This window comes from Lysobacter sp. 05T417, from assembly GCF_056396405.1.
This window is the reverse complement of the sequence record NZ_JBFTLK010000007.1, coordinates 112,985-130,326: the sequence shown is the minus strand read 5'-3', so window position 1 is coordinate 130,326 and position 17,342 is coordinate 112,985. Positions and strand designations below refer to the sequence as shown.

At 67.7% G+C, this 17,342-nt stretch carries 16 protein-coding genes; 14 read left to right on the top strand and 2 right to left on the bottom strand.

Annotation, left to right across the window (positions count from 1 at the left end; genetic code table 11):
• The first annotated feature begins 16 nt into the window (after positions 1 to 16).
• The 9 genes from AC1DER_RS14155 to AC1DER_RS14115 all read left to right on the top strand — a co-directional run bounded on the left by AC1DER_RS14155 (position 17) and on the right by AC1DER_RS14115 (position 10,706).
• Positions 17 to 3,700 (top strand): indolepyruvate ferredoxin oxidoreductase family protein, encoded by a 3,684-nt coding sequence (locus tag AC1DER_RS14155; RefSeq protein ID WP_477246947.1) that lies wholly within the window; start codon positions 17 to 19, stop codon positions 3,698 to 3,700.
• Between the two features lie 194 nt (positions 3,701 to 3,894).
• Entirely contained in the window at positions 3,895 to 4,479 is a 585-nt protein-coding gene (locus tag AC1DER_RS14150) for an RNA polymerase sigma factor (protein WP_477246949.1), read from the top strand.
• Positions 4,472 to 5,146, top strand: coding sequence for an NrsF family protein (locus tag AC1DER_RS14145; RefSeq protein WP_477246951.1), 675 nt, complete (start codon positions 4,472 to 4,474; stop codon positions 5,144 to 5,146). The genes AC1DER_RS14150 and AC1DER_RS14145 overlap by 8 nt, the downstream gene beginning before the upstream one ends.
• A gap of 98 nt (positions 5,147 to 5,244) precedes the next feature.
• On the top strand, positions 5,245 to 5,697 hold the full coding sequence (gene bufA2, locus AC1DER_RS14140) for a BufA2 family periplasmic bufferin-type metallophore (RefSeq protein ID WP_441815703.1): 453 nt from the start codon (positions 5,245 to 5,247) through the stop codon (positions 5,695 to 5,697).
• 2 nt (positions 5,698 to 5,699) lie between these two features.
• A complete protein-coding gene (bufB, locus tag AC1DER_RS14135; protein WP_477246954.1) occupies positions 5,700 to 6,587 on the top strand; it encodes an MNIO family bufferin maturase in 888 nt (295 codons plus the stop codon).
• Positions 6,584 to 7,381, top strand: coding sequence for an HvfC/BufC family peptide modification chaperone (locus tag AC1DER_RS14130; RefSeq protein ID WP_477246956.1), 798 nt, complete (start codon positions 6,584 to 6,586; stop codon positions 7,379 to 7,381). The genes bufB and AC1DER_RS14130 overlap by 4 nt, the downstream gene beginning before the upstream one ends.
• 82 nt (positions 7,382 to 7,463) lie before the next feature.
• The gene (locus AC1DER_RS14125) at positions 7,464 to 7,862 is read left to right on the top strand and encodes an MmcQ/YjbR family DNA-binding protein (protein ID WP_477246958.1); all 399 of its coding nucleotides are present in this window, start codon (positions 7,464 to 7,466) and stop codon (positions 7,860 to 7,862) included.
• A 55-nt stretch (positions 7,863 to 7,917) separates the two neighbouring features.
• Complete coding sequence (locus AC1DER_RS14120) at positions 7,918 to 9,270, top strand: M20 family metallopeptidase (RefSeq protein ID WP_477246966.1); 1,353 nt, start codon at positions 7,918 to 7,920, stop codon at positions 9,268 to 9,270.
• A 74-nt stretch (positions 9,271 to 9,344) separates the two neighbouring features.
• On the top strand, positions 9,345 to 10,706 hold the full coding sequence (locus AC1DER_RS14115) for a M20 family metallopeptidase (RefSeq protein ID WP_477246960.1): 1,362 nt from the start codon (positions 9,345 to 9,347) through the stop codon (positions 10,704 to 10,706).
• Positions 10,707 to 11,006: 300 nt separating this feature from the next.
• On the opposite strand, the gene AC1DER_RS14110 is transcribed toward AC1DER_RS14115, so the two are convergent.
• Positions 11,007 to 11,648: a glutathione S-transferase family protein gene (locus tag AC1DER_RS14110; RefSeq protein ID WP_477248453.1), complete on the bottom strand. Its 642-nt coding sequence runs from the start codon at positions 11,646 to 11,648 to the stop codon at positions 11,007 to 11,009.
• Positions 11,649 to 11,776: 128 nt separating this feature from the next.
• Between AC1DER_RS14110 and queF the strand changes: the two genes are divergently transcribed.
• The 3 genes from queF (at position 11,777) to AC1DER_RS14095 (ending at position 13,558) form a co-directional block, all read left to right on the top strand.
• The gene (queF, locus tag AC1DER_RS14105; protein ID WP_441815697.1) at positions 11,777 to 12,598 is read left to right on the top strand and encodes an NADPH-dependent 7-cyano-7-deazaguanine reductase QueF; all 822 of its coding nucleotides are present in this window, start codon (positions 11,777 to 11,779) and stop codon (positions 12,596 to 12,598) included.
• A gap of 116 nt (positions 12,599 to 12,714) precedes the next feature.
• A complete protein-coding gene (locus AC1DER_RS14100; protein ID WP_441815696.1) occupies positions 12,715 to 13,014 on the top strand; it encodes a LysM peptidoglycan-binding domain-containing protein in 300 nt (99 codons plus the stop codon).
• A 52-nt stretch (positions 13,015 to 13,066) separates the two neighbouring features.
• Complete coding sequence (locus AC1DER_RS14095) at positions 13,067 to 13,558, top strand: hypothetical protein (RefSeq protein WP_477248450.1); 492 nt, start codon at positions 13,067 to 13,069, stop codon at positions 13,556 to 13,558.
• 74 nt (positions 13,559 to 13,632) lie between these two features.
• Here the strand turns inward: AC1DER_RS14095 and AC1DER_RS14090 are convergent, their stop codons facing one another.
• The gene (locus AC1DER_RS14090) at positions 13,633 to 14,013 is read right to left on the bottom strand and encodes a YchJ family protein (protein ID WP_477248448.1); all 381 of its coding nucleotides are present in this window, start codon (positions 14,011 to 14,013) and stop codon (positions 13,633 to 13,635) included.
• Between the two features lie 97 nt (positions 14,014 to 14,110).
• On the opposite strand from AC1DER_RS14090, the gene AC1DER_RS14085 reads away from it, so the two are divergent.
• On the top strand, positions 14,111 to 14,818 hold the full coding sequence (locus AC1DER_RS14085) for a UPF0149 family protein (protein WP_441815693.1): 708 nt from the start codon (positions 14,111 to 14,113) through the stop codon (positions 14,816 to 14,818).
• Positions 14,819 to 15,033: 215 nt separating this feature from the next.
• Entirely contained in the window at positions 15,034 to 17,259 is a 2,226-nt protein-coding gene (locus tag AC1DER_RS14080; protein ID WP_477358069.1) for an NADP-dependent isocitrate dehydrogenase, read from the top strand.
• Positions 17,260 to 17,342: the final 83 nt, after the last annotated feature.

Genomic DNA, 17,342 nt, shown 5'->3' with positions numbered 1-17,342 from the left:
CGCGCCGGAGCCACGCATGACCAGCACCGCCGAACTCAGCTCGCCGTCCTCGGCGAACACCGCGCTTACCAACTCGGTGCTCGATACCGACTACTCGCTCGAGCACAAGTACAGCCGCGAACAGGGCCGCATCTATCTGAGCGGTGTGCAGGCGCTGGTGCGCCTGCCGCTGATGCAGCGCCTGCGCGACCAGGCCGCCGGCCTCAACACCGCCGGTTTCATCTCCGGCTACCGCGGCAGCCCGCTGGGCGGCTTCGACCTGGAGCTGTGGCGCGCGCGCAAGCACCTGGAAGCGGCCGGTGTGAAGTTCACCCCGGGCCTCAACGAGGACCTCGGCGCGACGATGGTCTGGGGCACGCAGCAGACCAACCTGTTCCCGGGCGCCAAGGTCGAAGGCGTCTACGGCATGTGGTACGGCAAGGGCCCGGGCGTGGACCGCACGGGCGACGTGTTCAAGCACGCCAACGCCGCCGGCACCTCGAAGTTCGGTGGCGTGCTCGCGCTCGCCGCAGACGACCATGCGTGCCGCTCGTCGACGCTGCCGCACGGCTCGGAAGACGAGTTCGTCAGCGCGATGATGCCGATCCTCAACCCCGCCGGCGTCCAGGACATCCTCGACATGGGCGTCATCGGCTGGGCGATGTCGCGTTACACCGGTCGCTGGGTCGGCTTCAAGACGATCGCCGAGACGGTCGAGTCGTCGGCCTCCATCGACGTCAACCCGCTGTCGATCCAGATCGTCACGCCGGACGATTTCGAGATGCCGGTCGGCGGCCTCAACATCCGCTGGCCCGATCCGCCGATGGACCAGGAAATGCGCCTGCACCGCTATGCGGTCAAGGCCGCGCAGGCCTTCGCCCGCGCCAACGGCATCGACCGCACGGTCATCGATTCGCCGCGCGCGCGCCTGGGCATCGTCACCACCGGCAAGTCCTACCTCGACGTGCTGCAGGCGCTGGAATACCTGGGCCTGGACGAGAACGCATGCGCCGACCTCGGCATACGCGTCTACAAGGTCGGCATGACCTGGCCGCTGGAACCGGTCGGCATCACCCGCTTCGCGCAAGGACTTGAAGACATCGTCGTCGTCGAGGAAAAGCGCGCCTTCATCGAGCGCCAGATGAAGGAGTACATGTACAACTGGAGCGGCCAGCGTCCGTCGATCGTCGGCAAGTACGACGAGCAGGGCGAGTGGATCCTGCCGTCGACCGGCGAGCTGACCCCGGCGACCATCGCCGGCGTGATCGGCCGTCGAATTCAAAAGTTCCACAACAGCGAGCACATCGAGAACGTGCTGCGCTGGATGGCCGAGAAGGAATCCGAGCTGGCCCTGCCGCGCGCGCAGTTCCCGCGCGTGCCGCACTACTGCTCCGGCTGCCCGCACAACACCTCGACCGTCGTGCCGGAAGGTTCGCGCGCGCTCGGCGGCATCGGTTGCCACTACATGGTGACCTGGATGGACCGCAGCACCGACACCTTCACCCACATGGGCGGCGAAGGCGTGACCTGGTCGGGCCAGGCGCAGTTCACCGAGACCCAGCACGTCTTCCAGAACCTCGGCGACGGCACGTACTTCCATTCGGGCTCGCTGGCGATCCGCCAGTCGGTCGCGACTGGCGTCAACATCACCTACAAGATCCTCTACAACGACGCGGTCGCGATGACCGGCGGCCAGCCGGTCGACGGCACGCTGTCGGTGCCGCAGATCGCCCACCAGGTGCGTTCGGAAGGCGTGCAGACCATCGTGGTGGTCTCGGACGACATCGCCAAGTGGAACAAGCGCGAGATCTTCCCGTCCGATGTCGAGTTCTTCGACCGAAAGGAACTGGACACCGTCCAGAAGCGCCTGCGCGAAGTGAAGGGCACCACCATCCTGATCTACGACCAGACCTGCGCCACCGAGAAGCGCCGCCGTCGCAAGCGCGGCAAGATGGTCGACCCGCAGAAGCGCGTGATGGTCAACTCGCTGGTCTGCGAAGGCTGCGGCGACTGCGGCAAGAAGTCGTTCTGCGTGTCGGTGCTGCCGAAGGAAACCGAGTTCGGCCGCAAGCGCGAGATCGACCAGTCGAATTGCAACAAGGACTACTCCTGCGTCAACGGCTTCTGCCCGAGCTTCGTGACGGTGGAAGGCGGTGGCTTGCGCAAGAAGAAGAGCAGCGGCGCGAAGGATCGCCTGAGTGACCTGCCGATGCCGCAGCTGCCGTCGCTCGACCAGCCCTGGAACATCCTGATCACCGGCGTCGGCGGCACGGGCGTGGTGACGATCGGCGCGCTGCTCGGCATGGCAGGGCATCTGGAAGGCAAGGGCGCGACCGTGCTCGACCAGACCGGCCTGGCGCAGAAGGGCGGCGCGGTCACCACCCATATCCGCATCGCCCGCACGCCGGCCGACATCCACGCCGTGCGCATCGCCGCTGGCGAGGCCGACCTGGTGCTGGGTTGCGACATGGTCGTGGTCAACGACTACTGGGCGCTGTCGAAGGTGCGTGCCGGGCGCAGCTCGGTCGTGATCAACAGCTACGAGGCGATGCCGGGCACGTTCACCACCCGTCCGGACATGCAGTTCCCGGCGACCGACATCATCGCCGCGATCAAGGTCGCGCTCGGTGGCAAAGACCCGCACGTGGTCGACGCCACCCAGCTCGCCACCGCGCTGATGGGCGATGCGATCGCATCCAACCTCTTCATCCTCGGCTACGCCTGGCAGCAGGGCCTGGTGCCGCTGTCGCTGGATTCGATCATGCGTGCGGTGGAGCTCAACGGCGCGGCGATCGAGATGAACAAAACCGCATTCGCCTGGGGCCGCCTGGCCGTGGTCGATCCCAAGGCCGTCGCCGAGTCGGCAGGCCTGGTGCGCAACGCGCAGACGGCCGCAGAAGCCACTCCGGGCGAGCTGCCGATGCTGTCGCCGGGCGCGTGGGAAGGCAACGAGTGGGGCGCGACCAGCGCGCCGCGCACGACCCGCAAGGAGGACGAGCTGCGCCATGTGCCAGCACACGGAGGCGACAACGTCGCGTTCCTGCCCCTCGACGACGCGCGCCTGTCGCGTTCGCTCGATGAGGTAGTGTCGCGCCGTGTCGCCTTCCTGACCGAGTACCAGGACGCCGGCTACGCCAAGCGCTACAGCGATTTCGTCGCGCGCGTGCATGCGGCCGAGCGCAACGTCGCCGGTACCACCGACCTGACCGAGGCCGTCGCCCGTTACGCCTTCAAGCTGATGGCCTACAAGGACGAGTACGAGGTCGCGCGCCTGTACACCAGCGGTGATTTCCAGAAGAAGCTCGAGCAGCAGTTCGACGGCGACTACAAGCTGAAGTTCCACCTCGCGCCGCCGCTGCTGGCAAAGAAGGACGCGCAGGGCCGGCTGATCAAGCAGGAGTTCGGCCCGTGGGTGTTCACCGCGTTCAAGTGGATGGCCAAGCTGCGCTTCCTGCGCGGCGGTGCTTTTGACATCTTCGGCAAGACCGAGGAGCGCAAGATGGAGCGCCAGCTCATCGTCGATTACTTCGCGACGATCGAAGGCCTGCTCGGCAAGCTCGACCGCAGCAACGTGGGCCTGGCTGCGGAGATCGCCGGCATCCCGGAGCACATCCGCGGCTACGGCCACGTAAAGGAAGACCACCTGCACAAGGCCAAGGCCCGCGAGGCCGAGCTGCTGAAGGAATGGGACAACCCGCTGCGGATCGTCAAGGTGGCGTAAGCCGCAAGCGCAGTGTTTCCAGCAAAGGCCGGCTCGCAAGAGTCGGCCTTTTTCTTTTTGGGGGGGCAGCACCACCGCGAATCCTTTCGCCCCTTCGCTGCCTCTTGTGGAGTGACGGCGCGGCCGCGTGTCAGGGCATCCCGCGCCCTGTGTGCTGCCGCAGCCGTCGCCCCATTCCCCCCGAGGATCCAGCGATGTCCGCAGACACGGCGCAGGCCGACGATGTCCTTTGGGGGCAGTGGATGCTGCAGGCCCAGTGCGGCGACCGCAGCGCCTATCACGCACTGTTGCGGGCGGTGACGCCTTACGTGCGTGCGATCGCGCGGCGCTATGTCGGCCCGGGCGAGGACGCCGAGGACGCGTTGCAGGAAGTGCTGATGGTGGTGCACCGCATCCGCCATACCTACGAACCCGGTCGCCCGTTCAAGCCCTGGCTGGCCACCATCGCCAGTCGGCGTTGCATTGACCTGCTCCGCCGCCGCAGCCATCGCCAGCAGCACGAGTGCGGCAGCGACCCGGACTTCGATGCAGCGACGCAGGTGGCCGGGCCCGACGAATCGCTCGCCCGCGTCCACGTCGCCGACCGCATGCGCGACGCGGTGGGGGCGCTGCCCGAGCGCCAGCGCGAGGCGATCCGGCTGCTGCGGCTGGACGAGTTGTCGCTGCGCGAAGCATCCAGCCAGAGCCGGCAGAGCGAGGGCGCGCTCAAGGTCGCCTGCCATCGCGCGCTCAAGACCCTTCGGCGCATCGTCATCGACAAAGGCCACCTCCATGAGTGACACCAACGTTCTGATCCGACGACTCGCCGATGCGGCCACACCCGTGCGGCCGATTGCCTCGCCGCTGCGGCGGACACTGGCCTGGATGGCAGCGGCCATCGTGGTGCTGGCGCTGGTCGTGGTCGCCATCGGCCTGGATCCGGGGGCGCTGCGGCACCTGCGCTCGCCCGCCGCGGCGATCGAGTGGGGCGCGAGCGCGATCACCGGGCTGTTCGCCGCCTTCGCGGTGTTCCAGGTGAGCGTGCCTGGCCGCAGCGCGCGATGGCAGTGGTTGCCACTGCCCACGGCGCTGCTGTGGCTCGGTGGCATCGGCCTGGGCTGTGCGGGCGACGTGGCGCAGTTGGGCGCCGGCGCGTTTGCCTACGAAGGCTTCAGCGTCGAGTGCGCGCGCGCGATCGTCCTGACCAGCCTGCCGCTGGGCCTGGTCATGTTGCTGATGGTGCGCCACGCCGGCGTCATCCGCCCGACGGCGACGGCGGCACTCACGGCGTTGTCGGCGGCCGCCCTGTCTTCGGCGACCGTGGCGCTGGTGCACCGCGGCGAGACCGCGCTGATGTCGCTGCTGTGGCATTTCGGTGCGGTGCTGGTGCTGTCGGCGCTGGCCGCCGTGCTCGCCGGGCGCCTGTTCGCCTGGCTGGGATCCCCGACTGCGCGGCGGCGCGTGTAACCAACGCGATGCCTCGTGCGAACTGTTCCCTGGCGACGGAATTCCCCGCGCTCGATCTCTTCCCCCGATCTCTTCCTACTGTTCTGGAGAACCATCCAATGAAAGCTTCCCTGATCCCCGTTTCCGGCGTCGCCCTGGCCCTGGTGGCCGCCGGCCTGGCGTTCGCGGCGCCGGCCGCAGTCGCCAAGTCCAAGTCGGCCGACAAGGTCGAGCTCGTGCACTGTTCCGGCGTCAACGCCTGCAAAGGCCACAACGACTGCAAGACCGCCGACAACGCCTGCAAGGGCCAGGGCAGCTGCAAGGGCAAGGGATTCGTCGCCGCATCGGAGAAGGCCTGCAGCGACATCGGCGGAAGCCGCGTCGACCCCAAGGTGAAGTTCAGCGCCGCCGCCGCCAGCCAGGTGCACTGCTACGGCGTCAACGCCTGCAAGGGCCACAACGACTGCAAGACCGCCGACAACGCCTGCAAGGGCCACGGCAGCTGCAAGGGCAAGGGCTTCGTCGCGCTGCCGGCGGCCAGCTGCTCCAACGTCGGCGGCAACGCGGGCTGATCATGCAGCCGCATGCAACCCGTCTCTGCCCCTCCGGCGCACTCGCGCCGGAGGTCCGTCCCTGGCTCGGCTTCGGGCTGGGCCTGCGGCCGGAATACTTCGAGCAGATCCTGTCCGGTTCGCCCGCCGTCGACTGGTTCGAGATCATCTCGGAGAACTTCATGGTCGATGGCGGCAAGCCGCAGCACTACCTCGAACAGATCCGCGGTCGATATCCGATCGCCATGCACGGCGTGTCGCTGTCGATCGGCAGCACCGACCCGCTTGACCGCGCCTATCTGCATCGCCTGCGCGAACTGATGCTGCGCATCGAACCTGCCTGGGTCTCCGACCATCTGTGCTGGACCGGCGTGGATGGCCTCAACAGCCACGACCTGCTGCCCCTGCCCTACAACGAGGCCACCATTGCCCACGTCGTCGATCGGGTGCAGCAGGTGCAGGACCACCTCGGCCGCGAGCTGCTGCTCGAGAACCTCAGCAGCTACGTCGAGTTCCGCGACTCGGACATGCCCGAGTGGGAGTTCGTCGCGCAGATCGCCCGCCGCAGCGGTTGCCGGATCCTGCTGGACGTCAACAACATCCAGGTCAGCGCGCGCAACCACGGGTTCGATCCGAACGACTACCTTGCCGGCATTCCGGTCGACCGGGTCTGGCAGATCCACCTCGCCGGGCACAGCGACTACGGCACGCACTGTGTCGATACCCACGACCACGACGTGCCCGATGCGGTCTGGTCGCTGTACGAGAGTGCGATCGGCCGGTTTGGCGCGGTCAGCACGATGATCGAACGCGACGATCATTTCCCGCCGCTGCCCGAACTGGTGGCCGAGCTCGACCTCGCGCGTGCGGCATTCGCGCGCGCCAGTGCCGGCGTGGCGGTGGCGGTATGATTGCCACTCGCCGCCGCGGCGACGGCCTGATGGCATTGCAGCGCCGGTTCCTGGCGCAGATGCGCGGCGGCGATGCGAGCGGCGAAGTCGGCGGCCTGCTCGCCAGCGGCCGCATGCCCGTCGCGCTGGGACTTGGCATCTACGGCCACGCCTACGGCGCGCGATTGCGCGAGGCGCTGGACAACGACCACCCGGTGCTCGGTACGTATCTCGGCGACGAGTTGTGGGAGCGCATGTGCGCCGGCTACATCGCCAGCCATCCCTCGCGCGTGCGCTCGCTGCGCGATTTTGGCGCTGGCCTGCCCGACTACCTGGCGTTTGCCGAACCGTTTTCCGCACATCCGCAGCTGGCCGAGCTGGCGCGGTTCGAGCGCTGCCTGCTCGATGGATTCGATGCCGCCGACCGCAGCCGCCTGGACTGGGGCCAGTTGCTGGCGCTTCCGCAGGCGGCCTGGCCCGGGCTTCGGTTGCAGTTCCATCCCAGCGTCCATCGCTACCGAACCGGGTTCAACACCGTGGAGACCTGGCAGGCGATCAAGGCCGCGCAGGCTCCGCCGCTGGCGGTGCCGGTGGAGGCGCGTTGGGCGCTGTGGCGCGACGAAGACCGGGTCGGCCGCTTCCGCTCGCTCGATGGCAGCCAGGACCTGGCCCTGGGCCACTTCCTGCAAGGCGGCGACTTTGCCGGGCTGTGCGAGGCGCTGCTGGCGGACCTGCCCGCCGCCGAGGTGCCCGCGGTGGCAGTGGGCTATCTGCAATCGTGGTGCGAGGACGGCTGGCTGTCGCAACTGTGCTGACAGGTTCGGGACCACGCCGGTGCAACAATCCCGGCATCGTCCTCCCGGCCCAGTAGCCCGCCCCAGAAGCGCGCCCAACAACATGGACACTTTGCAGCTACAGGCGCACTGCGCCCGCTTCCGCGGTGCCGCGCAGGTGCTGCATGCCGCGCCGAGCAACATCCTGGTCTACAGCGTCGGTGGCAAGACCTTCGCCTACTTCAAGACCAGCGAGCCGGAGCGCTGGCGTTTCAGCATCAAGGTCAGTCCGGAGCGCTTCGTTGAACTCACCGACGTGCCGGGCATGAAGCCGGCGCGTTACATGGGCCGCTACCGCTGGATCACGATCGTCGATGTGCGGCGCGTGCCCCAGGACTACCTGATCGAACTGGTCGACTGGTCGTACAGGCAGGCGCTTGCCGGGCTCAGCCGGAAGCGTCAGGCGGAGATTCTGTCGGGCAGTACCTGGCCCGGGCTACAACAAGGGGGCCTTGGCAGCTAGCATCGGGGCCTGTTCCGCGGAGTCTTCCTTGATGCGCCAGCCGAAGCAACGCGCCATGCGCCACGCCCTGCACCTCGCCATCCTGCCGGCCGTGCTCGCCGCATTGCTGGCCCCGGCGGCCCATGCCGGCGCTTCCGCCACTGACGCCACCGACCCTCACGCCATCGACGCTGACGCCACCGACGTCGTCGCCGCCGCCAAGGCCGTGCAGCCGCAAGTCGTGGCCTGGCGCCGCGACCTCCACCAGCATCCCGAGCTGGGCAACCAGGAAGTGCGCACCGCCAAGGTGATCGCCGACCAGCTGCGCAAGCTCGGCCTGCAGCCGCGCACCGGCATCGCCCATACCGGCGTCGTCGCCGTGCTCAAGGGCGGCCGGCCCGGTCCGCGCATCGCCATCCGCGCCGACATGGACGCGTTGCCGGTCACCGAACAGACCGGCCTGCCGTTCGCCTCGAAGGTGACCTCGCAGTACCGCGGCCAGCCGGTCGGAGTGATGCATGCCTGCGGCCACGACGCGCACGTGGCGATCCTGCTTGGCGTGGCCACTGCGCTTGCTGCACACAAGCAGGACCTGCCTGGCGAGGTGATGTTCGTGTTCCAGCCAGCCGAGGAAGGTCCGCCGAACCCGGGCGAGACCTTCGGCGCGAAACTGATGCTCGATGAAGGCGTGTTCCGCGATTTCAAACCCGACGCGGTATTCGGCCTGCATGTCTGGGCCGGGTTGCCGGTCGGCCAGGTCGGCGTGCGCAGCGGCCCGATGCTCGCCGCGGCCGACGAGTGGAGCCTGACCGTCAACGGCAAGCAGACGCACGGCTCACGCCCGTGGGACGGCGTCGACCCGATCACGGTTGCCGCCCAGATCCTGCTCGGCACGCAGAGCCTGATCGCGCGCCAGGTCAACATCGCCGCCACGCCGGTGGTGCTGACGGCCGGCCAGTTCAATGCCGGCGTGCGCTTCAACATCATTCCCGACGAGGCACGCGTGGTTGGCACGTTGCGAACGTTCGACGCCAAGGTGCGCGAGGACGTGATCACCCGCTTCCGCCGCACCGCCGAGGATTTCGCCCACGCCAGCGGCGCCACGGCCAAGCTCGATGTCGCGGCCAATGCGCCGGCAACGATCAACGACCCGGCGCTCACCACGCGCGTGCGGCCGTCGCTGCAGCGCGCGGTCGGCGCCGAGAACGTCGTCGAGATGCCGATGGTGACCGTGGCCGAGGACTTCGCCCAGTTCGCCAACACCGTGCCCGGCCTGTACTTCTTCGTGGGTTCCACGTCTCCCGGCATTGATCCGGCGCACGCGCCGATCAACCACTCGCCGCAGTTCATGCTCGACGAGCAGTCGCTCGATGTCGGCACCCGCGCCATGCTGCAGGTGGCGCTGGACTACCTGCACGGCGGCGGCTGACCGCTTCACCCCGACACCCTTTCACACACCTGCCGCGGTCGCCGATCGCGGCAACGACCACACCGGAGCCCTTGATGCGTCGTCCCGCCCTGCACGTCCTGCCCGCCCTCATCGCCGCGCTGCTGGCCGCGCCCGCCCACGCCGCGGACGGTTCCGGCGCCGAGCGACCGGAAGTCACCGCGGCGGCAAAGGCGGTGCAGCAGGAGGTCGTGGCCTGGCGCCGCGATTTCCATGAGCATCCGGAACTGTCCAACCGCGAAACCCGCACCGCGGCCAAGGTCGCCGAGCATCTGCGCGCACTGGGCCTGAAGCCGCAGACCGGCATCGCCCACAACGGCGTGGTCGTCATCATCCAGGGCGGCAAGCCCGGTCCGCGCGTCGCCCTGCGCGCCGACATGGACGCGCTGCCGGTGACCGAGCAGGTCGACCTGCCGTTCGCCTCCAAGGCCACCGCGACGTTCCGCGGGCAGACGGTCGGCGTGATGCACGCCTGCGGTCACGATGCTCACACCGGCATCCTGCTCGGCATCGCCGATGCGCTGGTGAAGATGAAGGCCGACCTGCCCGGTTCGGTGATGCTGGTGTTCCAGCCCTCCGAGGAGGGCGCGCCCGATGGCGAGGAAGGCGGTGCTTCGCTGATGCTGAAAGAAGGCGTGTTCAAGACCTTCAAGCCCGATGCGATGTTTGGCCTGCATGTGTTCTCGACGCTGCAGGCCGGCCAGATCGGCGTGCGCCAGGGTCCGCTGATGGCGGCCTCGGACAAGTTCACCATCAAGATCAAGGGCCGGCAGACGCACGGTTCGCGTCCGTGGGGCGGCATCGATCCGATCGTCGCCGCGGCCGACGTCATCGGCACCGCGCAGACCATCGTCAGCCGCCGCACCGACATCGCCAAGCTGCCGGCGGTGGTCACCTTCGGCGCCATCAACGGTGGCATCCGCTACAACATCATTCCCGATGAAGTCGAAATGGTCGGCACCATCCGCACCTTCGACGAGGGCATGCGGCAGAAGATCTTCAGTGATCTGAAGAACGTCGCCGAGCACGTCAGCATCGCCAACGGGGCCACGGCCATCGCCAATGTGCCCGACAGCGAGGGCAATCCGGTCACGGTCAACGATCCGGCGCTGACGGCGCGCATGCTGCCCAGCCTTCAGGCGGTTGCCGGCGCCGACAACGTGGTCGAGCCGTCGCTGCAGATGGGCGCGGAGGACTTTTCGTACTTCGCCAAGGAGGTGCCGTCGATGTTCTTCTTCGTCGGCGCCACGGCCAAGGGCATCGATCCGGTGACGGCGCCGAGCAATCATTCGCCGCAGTTCGCGCTGGATGAGTCGGCTCTCGACCTGGGCCTGCGCGCGCTGCTGCAGGTGACGCTGGATTACCTGCACCAGCCGCAGGCGGTGGCCGTGGCGGCGACGGACGCTGCCAAGGACTGACACCGGCAACTCCTCACATCCCGTCATCCCGGCGAAGGCCGGGACCCAGGCCCGAAGCCCGTAAGTCCCGTCACCGTCATCCCGGCGAACGCCGGGATCCATCTTGATCGTGACCTTGCAGGTTGCCGCCTCCTCCGGAACGGCGCCGTCCACCACGCCGGGGATTGCTCCGCCCCTTAGTCGGACATCCATGTCCGATGCGGGGCGCGGGCCATCCATGGCCCGCTGCTGCGCAATCCCCGGCGCGGTGGACGACGCTTCGGCGATTCGTCGCAAGGTCTTCGTCTTCCTTCGTCTGCCTCAACCCAGCTCCTTCACCGAATGCGGGTCCATGGCGTAAGGATGGACGTCTGCAAGGTGACCTGGCTGGGCCTGCACACGGTCGATCCACCGCTGTAGATTCGGCCGGGCGCTGATGTCGAAACCCGCTTCACCGGCAACGCTGACGTAGGCGAAGATTGCGATGTCCGCGATGCCATAGCGGTCGTCCACCATGAAATCGCGCGTCGCCAGCTCTTGTTCGAGAATGGCCAATGCTTTCTCACCCGCGCCACGCTTGATCGCCACCAGCGCCTCCGGCCGCCGCGACAGCTTCCCGGTCAGCGTCCAGTGCCGCAGCGCGCCGATCTGGCTCTCGATCCGCTCCTGTTCGAACGACATCCACTGCCATGCCTTCGCCCTCGCGTACGCATTGGCGGGCATGTAGTCGGTGCCTTCGGCCAGGTACATCAGGATGGCGTTGGACTCGGCCAGCGTGCGGCCATCGTCGAGCTCGATCGCCGGCACCGTGCCGGTGGGGCTGATCGCCAGGTAGTCGGGCTGGCGGCCCTCGCCTTCGAAGATGCTGACCACGCGGGTCCGGTGCGGCTGGTGCAGGTGCTGCAGCAGTTGCCGGACCTTCCAGGCGTTGCGGGAGGGCAGGTAGTCGTAGAGCGTGAGCATGGTGGTGGCCGCACGGGTCGAGGGGCGCAGTCTGGGCCGGTGGCGGCGCGGCCGATATCCGATCCTTGCGGCGCCATCACGGGCCGGTGGTCAGGTTGGGGCGGTCCGCCACGGGTAAAATCGCCGCCATGACCCCCCAAGACCTTCCGCTCGGCCGCCACGTCGACTACCCGCGCAAGTACGACGCCTCCCTGCTGTTCCCGATCGCGCGCGCGCTCGGCCGCGGCGAGATCGGCATCGATGACCGCGCCCTGCCGTTCATCGGCCTGGACCGCTGGCACGCCTACGAGCTGAGCTGGCTGGATGCACATGGAAAGCCGCACGTCGGCACGGCCACGATCACGGTGCCGGCGACCGCGCCGAACCTGGTCGAATCGAAGTCGCTGAAGCTGTACCTGAACTCGTTCAACTCCACGCGTTTCGACAGCGACGAGGCGGTGCGCGGGCGCATGGTCGACGACCTGTCGCGCGCGGCCGGCGCGGCGGTCGACGTTGCATTCGGCCTGCCGCCGATCGACGAGAGCGCCGACAATGCGGTCATCGACTGCATCGACGGCCTGGATGTCAGCGTCGACGATTACGGCCCGCCCAATGCCGACCACCTCGCGGCCGACGCCTCGCATGTGGTCAGCGAGACGCTGACCAGTTCGCTGCTGAAGTCGAACTGCCCGGTCACCGGACAGCCCGACTGGGCGCGCGTGGTGATCAGCTACCACGGCCCGAAACTCGATCGCGCCGGCCTGCTGCGTTACCTGGTGTCGTTCCGCGACCACGCCGAGTTCCACGAGCAATGCGTGGAGCGGATCTTCTGCGACCTGATGGCGCGCGCAACGCCGCAACGGCTGTCGGTGGAAGCGCGCTACACCCGTCGCGGCGGCCTGGACATCAATCCCTGGCGCGCCACGCCCGGGCATGAACAACCGACCGCGGGTCGCGACGAACGGCAATAGCGCCGCGCCGCGACGCGACTGATAACGACTTGTGACGAAGCTCACCCGGTCGCCATATTTCCTTAACAACGTGCGTGTCATGGTGCTCCCGCCATTCCGGCAGGAGCCGTTCACCCATGACCACACCGGATAAGAAAGCCGATTTTTCCGGCGTCAGCGCCAACGTCGACACCACCGCCGAGAAGGTCGAGAAGGCCGATTTCTCAGGCGTGAGCGCCACGGTCGACACCACCGCCGAGAAAGTAGGCGAACAGTCCTACACCGTCGCCAAGGGCGACACGCTTTCGCACATCTCCAAGCAGTTCTACGGCAGTGCGAACAAGTGGAACGCGATCTTCGAAGCCAATCGCGACCAGCTCGACGACCCCGACAAGATCCAGCCCGGCCAGGTCCTCAAGATCCCGCCGCTGGACTGACCCGCCGCTGGACTGAAGTTTTCCGCGCACAGAATTCCAAGGAGATCGACACATGATGATCCGCAACCGCGTGAACTACGCCGTGGCCGTAGCCCTGCTGGCATCGCTGGCGGTGGTGGGCTGCAAGAAGAAGGAAGAACCGGTCGCGGTGACGCCGCCGCCGGCCGAGACCGCGCCGATGCCGCCGGCCGAACCGATGCCGGCAGCCGTACCGGCTGGCGTGAGCGTCACCAGCGTCACCCTCGGCACCGCCGCGGGCGCCGACAAGAAGATCGCCGCGCCGACGATGGCCTTCACCTCGAAGGACAAGATCATCGTCTCGGTGGCCACCGACGGTACCGCCAGCAACGCCGAGATCGGCGCGCGGCTGCTCTACCAGGACGGCCAGACCGCCGGCGACATGAAGCAGGCGCTCAACACCAATGGCGCGGAAACCACCAACTTCGAGTTCACCAATGCCAAGCCGTGGCCGGCCGGCAAGTACAAGGCCGAAGTCACCGTCAACGGCGCATCGGCCTCTACCACCGAGTTCGAGGTCAAGTAAGGCAACCCTCTCTCTCCCCCACCTCATGGTGGGCAAGCATGGGCGCGGTCCTTTGCCGCGCCCTTTTTTTTACCTTACGCAAACTCACCGTCGAGGTAGAACCAGCGGCCATCCTCGCGCGCGAACCGGCTGACCTCGTGCAGGCGCACGGCCGGCGCTCCGCCCACTTTGCAGCGGGCGACGAACTCGACGGTGGCGCGGTCGGCGCCGGTCATCGCGTGGCGCCTGACCTCCAGCCCGAGCCAGCGCGTGGCGCCTGCCTCGCCCAGATCCAGCGCCGGCGGCCGCGTGTCGCGATGCCACGTGGCCAGCAGGTAGGAGACGTCCGCAAGGACAAACGCGCTGTAACGCGACCGCATCAGCGCTTCGGCCGTCTCGGCAACCCCGCCTGCGTGGAGCGGGCCACAACATTGGGTGTAGGGGCGGCCGAGGCCACATGGGCAGAGGCTGGTCATCTGGATACAACACTGAATCGGGCGGAATGGCTGCATTCTCGGCGAGAAAACACGCATGCGACTACCATGTCGCGTTTCTGCGACCCCGAGTCCCCCGATGAAAGCCCCCGCCTATCTCGACGACACCCAGATCGAACAACTGGCCGAACTTCTGGAACAGCGCGCGGTGCCCTTCAAGGGCTTCAACCTGGAAGCGCTCGACGGCTACCTGTCGGCGCTCGCCGTGGGCCCGGAAACCATTGCGTTCGAGCAGTGGCAGGGGCCGGTCTGGGGTACGCAGCCGCGCTGGAAGGACGACGAAGAGCGCCAGCAGGTCGAAGCCCTGCTGCAGGGCCACTGGAACATGGTCAGCCAGCGCGTGCGCTTCGGCGAAGACGACCTGCCCGACCACCTCGCCCCGCTGCTGTGGCTGCCCGAGGACCCGGAAGAGGAACAGGAGGACGACCTCGATGTCGGCCGCGACTGGGCCTTCGGTTTCTTCCGCGGCGTCGAACTGAGCGAGATCGCCTGGGACACCTGGCTGGACGAACACGAGTGGATCGACGAGATCTTCCTGCGCTTCGACCGCCTCGCCAGCGGCGAGATCGTCGGCGAAGACCCGGAGCAGCCGGGCACCCCGGTCAGCTATCGCGAGCGCCTGGAAGTCATCGCCAGCCTGCCCGCCATGCTCGCCGACCTGCACCACCAGCGCATCGATGCGCTGACCCCGCGCGAGCCGATCCGCAAGGAAGCCACGCCGGACCGCAATGAGCCGTGCCCGTGCGGCAGCGGCAAGAAGTACAAGAAGTGCTGCGGCGCCAGCTGAGGCCCGCACACGGGGCCAACACTCCGGCGTATGGACGGCGCCAGCGCACACAGCGTTGCGCCTGGCGCTTTGCCCGCCCCAGCTGAAACCGCGACAATGCGACGGTTGCGCGCCCGCGGGCGCGCGTCGCCATCGGCACCTACCGGCAGCGCCGGTATTGCCGGGCCTGCCCAGGCCTCCCGACCACACTGCATCCGCAAGCGAGTCACGCCGACATGTCCAACACTCCCAAGATCATCTACACGCTGACCGACGAAGCGCCGTTCCTGGCCACGCAGTCGCTGCTGCCGATCGTCGCGGCGTACACCGCCACCGCGGGCATTGCCGTGGAGACGCGCGACATCTCGCTGGCCGGCCGCATCCTGTCGCACTTCCCGGACTTCCTGAAGGATGACCAGAAGATCGGCGACCACCTGGCCGAGCTGGGCGAACTGGCGACCACGCCGGACGCCAACATCATCAAGCTGCCCAACATCAGCGCCTCGGTGCCGCAGCTCAAGGCGGCCATCGTCGAACTGCAGCAGCAGGGCTATGCGCTGCCGGACTATCCGGAAGAGCCGCAGGGCGAGCGCGATAACGACATCAAGACCCGCTACGACAAGGTCAAGGGCAGCGCGGTCAACCCGGTGCTGCGCGAAGGCAACTCCGACCGCCGCGCGCCGGCGTCGGTGAAGCAGTACGCACGCAAGCATCCGCACCGCATGGGCAAGTGGAGCAGCGAATCGAAGTCGCATGTCGCGCACATGGACGGCGGTGACTTCTACGGCAGCGAGCAGTCGCGCCTGATCGAACAGGCCGGCACGGTCTCGATCGACCTGGTCGGCAAGGACGGCCGCCGCAACATGCTCAAGACCAACATCAAGGTCAAGGCCGGCGAGCTGATCGACGCTTCGGTGATGAGCGCCAGTGCGCTGTCGAGCTTCGTCGACGCGCAGATCGAGGATGCCAGGGCCCAGGGCGTGCTGTTCTCGCTGCACCTGAAGGCGACGATGATGAAGGTCTCCGACCCGATCATGTTCGGCATCGTGGTCAAGCGCTTCTTCCGCGACACGCTGGCCAGGCACGGCAAGGAACTCGATCAGGCCGGCTTCGACGCCAACAACGGCCTGGGCGATCTGTACTCGCGCCTGCCCTCGCTGCCTGCCGACGTTGCCGCCGCGATCGAGATCGAGATTGCCAGCGAGTACGCCCGGCGTCCGGCGCTGGCGATGGTCAACTCCGACAAGGGCATCACCAACCTGCACGTGCCCAGCGACGTCATCGTCGACGCCTCGATGCCGGCGATGATCCGCGACTCGGGCTGCATGTGGAACACCGACGGCAGGCTGCAGGACACCAAGGCGGTGATCCCGGACCGCTGCTACGCCGGCATCTACCAGGCGGTGATCGACGACTGCAGGACCAACGGCGCATTCGACCCGGCGACAATGGGCAGCGTGCCCAACGTCGGCCTGATGGCGCAGAAGGCCGAGGAGTACGGTTCCCACGACAAGACCTTCCAGATCCCGGCCGACGGCACCGTGCGCGTGCTCGACGAGGCCGGCAACGTGCTGATGGAGCATGCGGTGGAAGCCGGCGACATCTGGCGCATGTGCCAGACCAAGGACGCGCCGATCCAGGACTGGGTCAAGCTTGCCGTCAACCGCGCGCGCCTGAGCCACACCCCCGCGGTGTTCTGGCTGGACCCGCAGCGCGCACACGACGCCAACGTGATCGCCAAGGTCGAGCGCTACCTCAAGGACCACGACACCAGCGGCCTGGACATCCGCATCCTGGCGCCGGTTGACGCGATGAAGCTGTCGCTCGAGCGCATCCGCAAGGGCGAGGACACCATCTCGGTGACCGGAAACGTGCTGCGTGACTACCTGACCGACCTGTTCCCGATCATGGAGCTGGGCACCAGCGCCAAGATGCTGTCGATCGTGCCGCTGATGGCCGGCGGCGGCCTGTTCGAGACCGGCGCCGGCGGTTCGGCGCCCAAGCACGTGCAGCAGTTCGTCGAAGAGGACTACCTGCGCTGGGATTCGCTCGGCGAGTTCCTGGCGCTGGCCGCCTCGATCGAACACATGGCCGACCGCTACGGCGATGCGCGCGTGCGCGTACTGGCCGACGCACTCGATGCCGCCAACGGCAAGTTCCTCGACAACGACAAGTCACCTTCGCGCAAGGTCGGCGACATCGACAACCGCGGCAGCCACTTCTACCTGGCGATGTACTGGGCGCAGGCCCTGGCGGCGCAGGATGCCGATGCCGGCCTGAAGGCCCGCTTCGCCAAGCTGGCCGCGGCGCTGGAGAGCAACGAGACGAAGATCGTCGAGGAGCTCGCTGCGGTGCAGGGCAAGCCGGTGGAGATCGGCGGCTACTACCACCCGGATCTGGCGCTGACGGCGAAGGCGATGCGGCCGAGCGCGACGTTCAACGCGGCGGTGGCGGCGCTGTAAGGCGAGAGGGTTCTGCGCTTCCTTCTCCCCTTGTGGGAGAAGGTGGCCCGAAGGGCCGGAAGCGGGGCAACGGCGAAGCCGCT

Coding starts and splice junctions, on each gene's coding strand:
- AC1DER_RS14145 (WP_477246951.1), top strand. CDS start 4,472: ATGAGTGACACCAACGTTCTGATCCGACGACTCGCCGATGCGGCCACA.
- AC1DER_RS14085 (WP_441815693.1), top strand. CDS start 14,111: ATGAAAGCCCCCGCCTATCTCGACGACACCCAGATCGAACAACTGGCC.
- AC1DER_RS14120 (WP_477246966.1), top strand. CDS start 7,918: ATGCGCCACGCCCTGCACCTCGCCATCCTGCCGGCCGTGCTCGCCGCA.
- bufB (WP_477246954.1), top strand. CDS start 5,700: ATGCAGCCGCATGCAACCCGTCTCTGCCCCTCCGGCGCACTCGCGCCG.
- bufA2 (WP_441815703.1), top strand. CDS start 5,245: ATGAAAGCTTCCCTGATCCCCGTTTCCGGCGTCGCCCTGGCCCTGGTG.
- AC1DER_RS14130 (WP_477246956.1), top strand. CDS start 6,584: ATGATTGCCACTCGCCGCCGCGGCGACGGCCTGATGGCATTGCAGCGC.
- AC1DER_RS14150 (WP_477246949.1), top strand. CDS start 3,895: ATGTCCGCAGACACGGCGCAGGCCGACGATGTCCTTTGGGGGCAGTGG.
- AC1DER_RS14100 (WP_441815696.1), top strand. CDS start 12,715: ATGACCACACCGGATAAGAAAGCCGATTTTTCCGGCGTCAGCGCCAAC.
- AC1DER_RS14155 (WP_477246947.1), top strand. CDS start 17: ATGACCAGCACCGCCGAACTCAGCTCGCCGTCCTCGGCGAACACCGCG.
- AC1DER_RS14080 (WP_477358069.1), top strand. CDS start 15,034: ATGTCCAACACTCCCAAGATCATCTACACGCTGACCGACGAAGCGCCG.
- AC1DER_RS14125 (WP_477246958.1), top strand. CDS start 7,464: ATGGACACTTTGCAGCTACAGGCGCACTGCGCCCGCTTCCGCGGTGCC.
- AC1DER_RS14110 (WP_477248453.1), bottom strand. CDS start 11,648: ATGCTCACGCTCTACGACTACCTGCCCTCCCGCAACGCCTGGAAGGTC.
- AC1DER_RS14090 (WP_477248448.1), bottom strand. CDS start 14,013: ATGACCAGCCTCTGCCCATGTGGCCTCGGCCGCCCCTACACCCAATGT.
- AC1DER_RS14095 (WP_477248450.1), top strand. CDS start 13,067: ATGATGATCCGCAACCGCGTGAACTACGCCGTGGCCGTAGCCCTGCTG.
- queF (WP_441815697.1), top strand. CDS start 11,777: ATGACCCCCCAAGACCTTCCGCTCGGCCGCCACGTCGACTACCCGCGC.
- AC1DER_RS14115 (WP_477246960.1), top strand. CDS start 9,345: ATGCGTCGTCCCGCCCTGCACGTCCTGCCCGCCCTCATCGCCGCGCTG.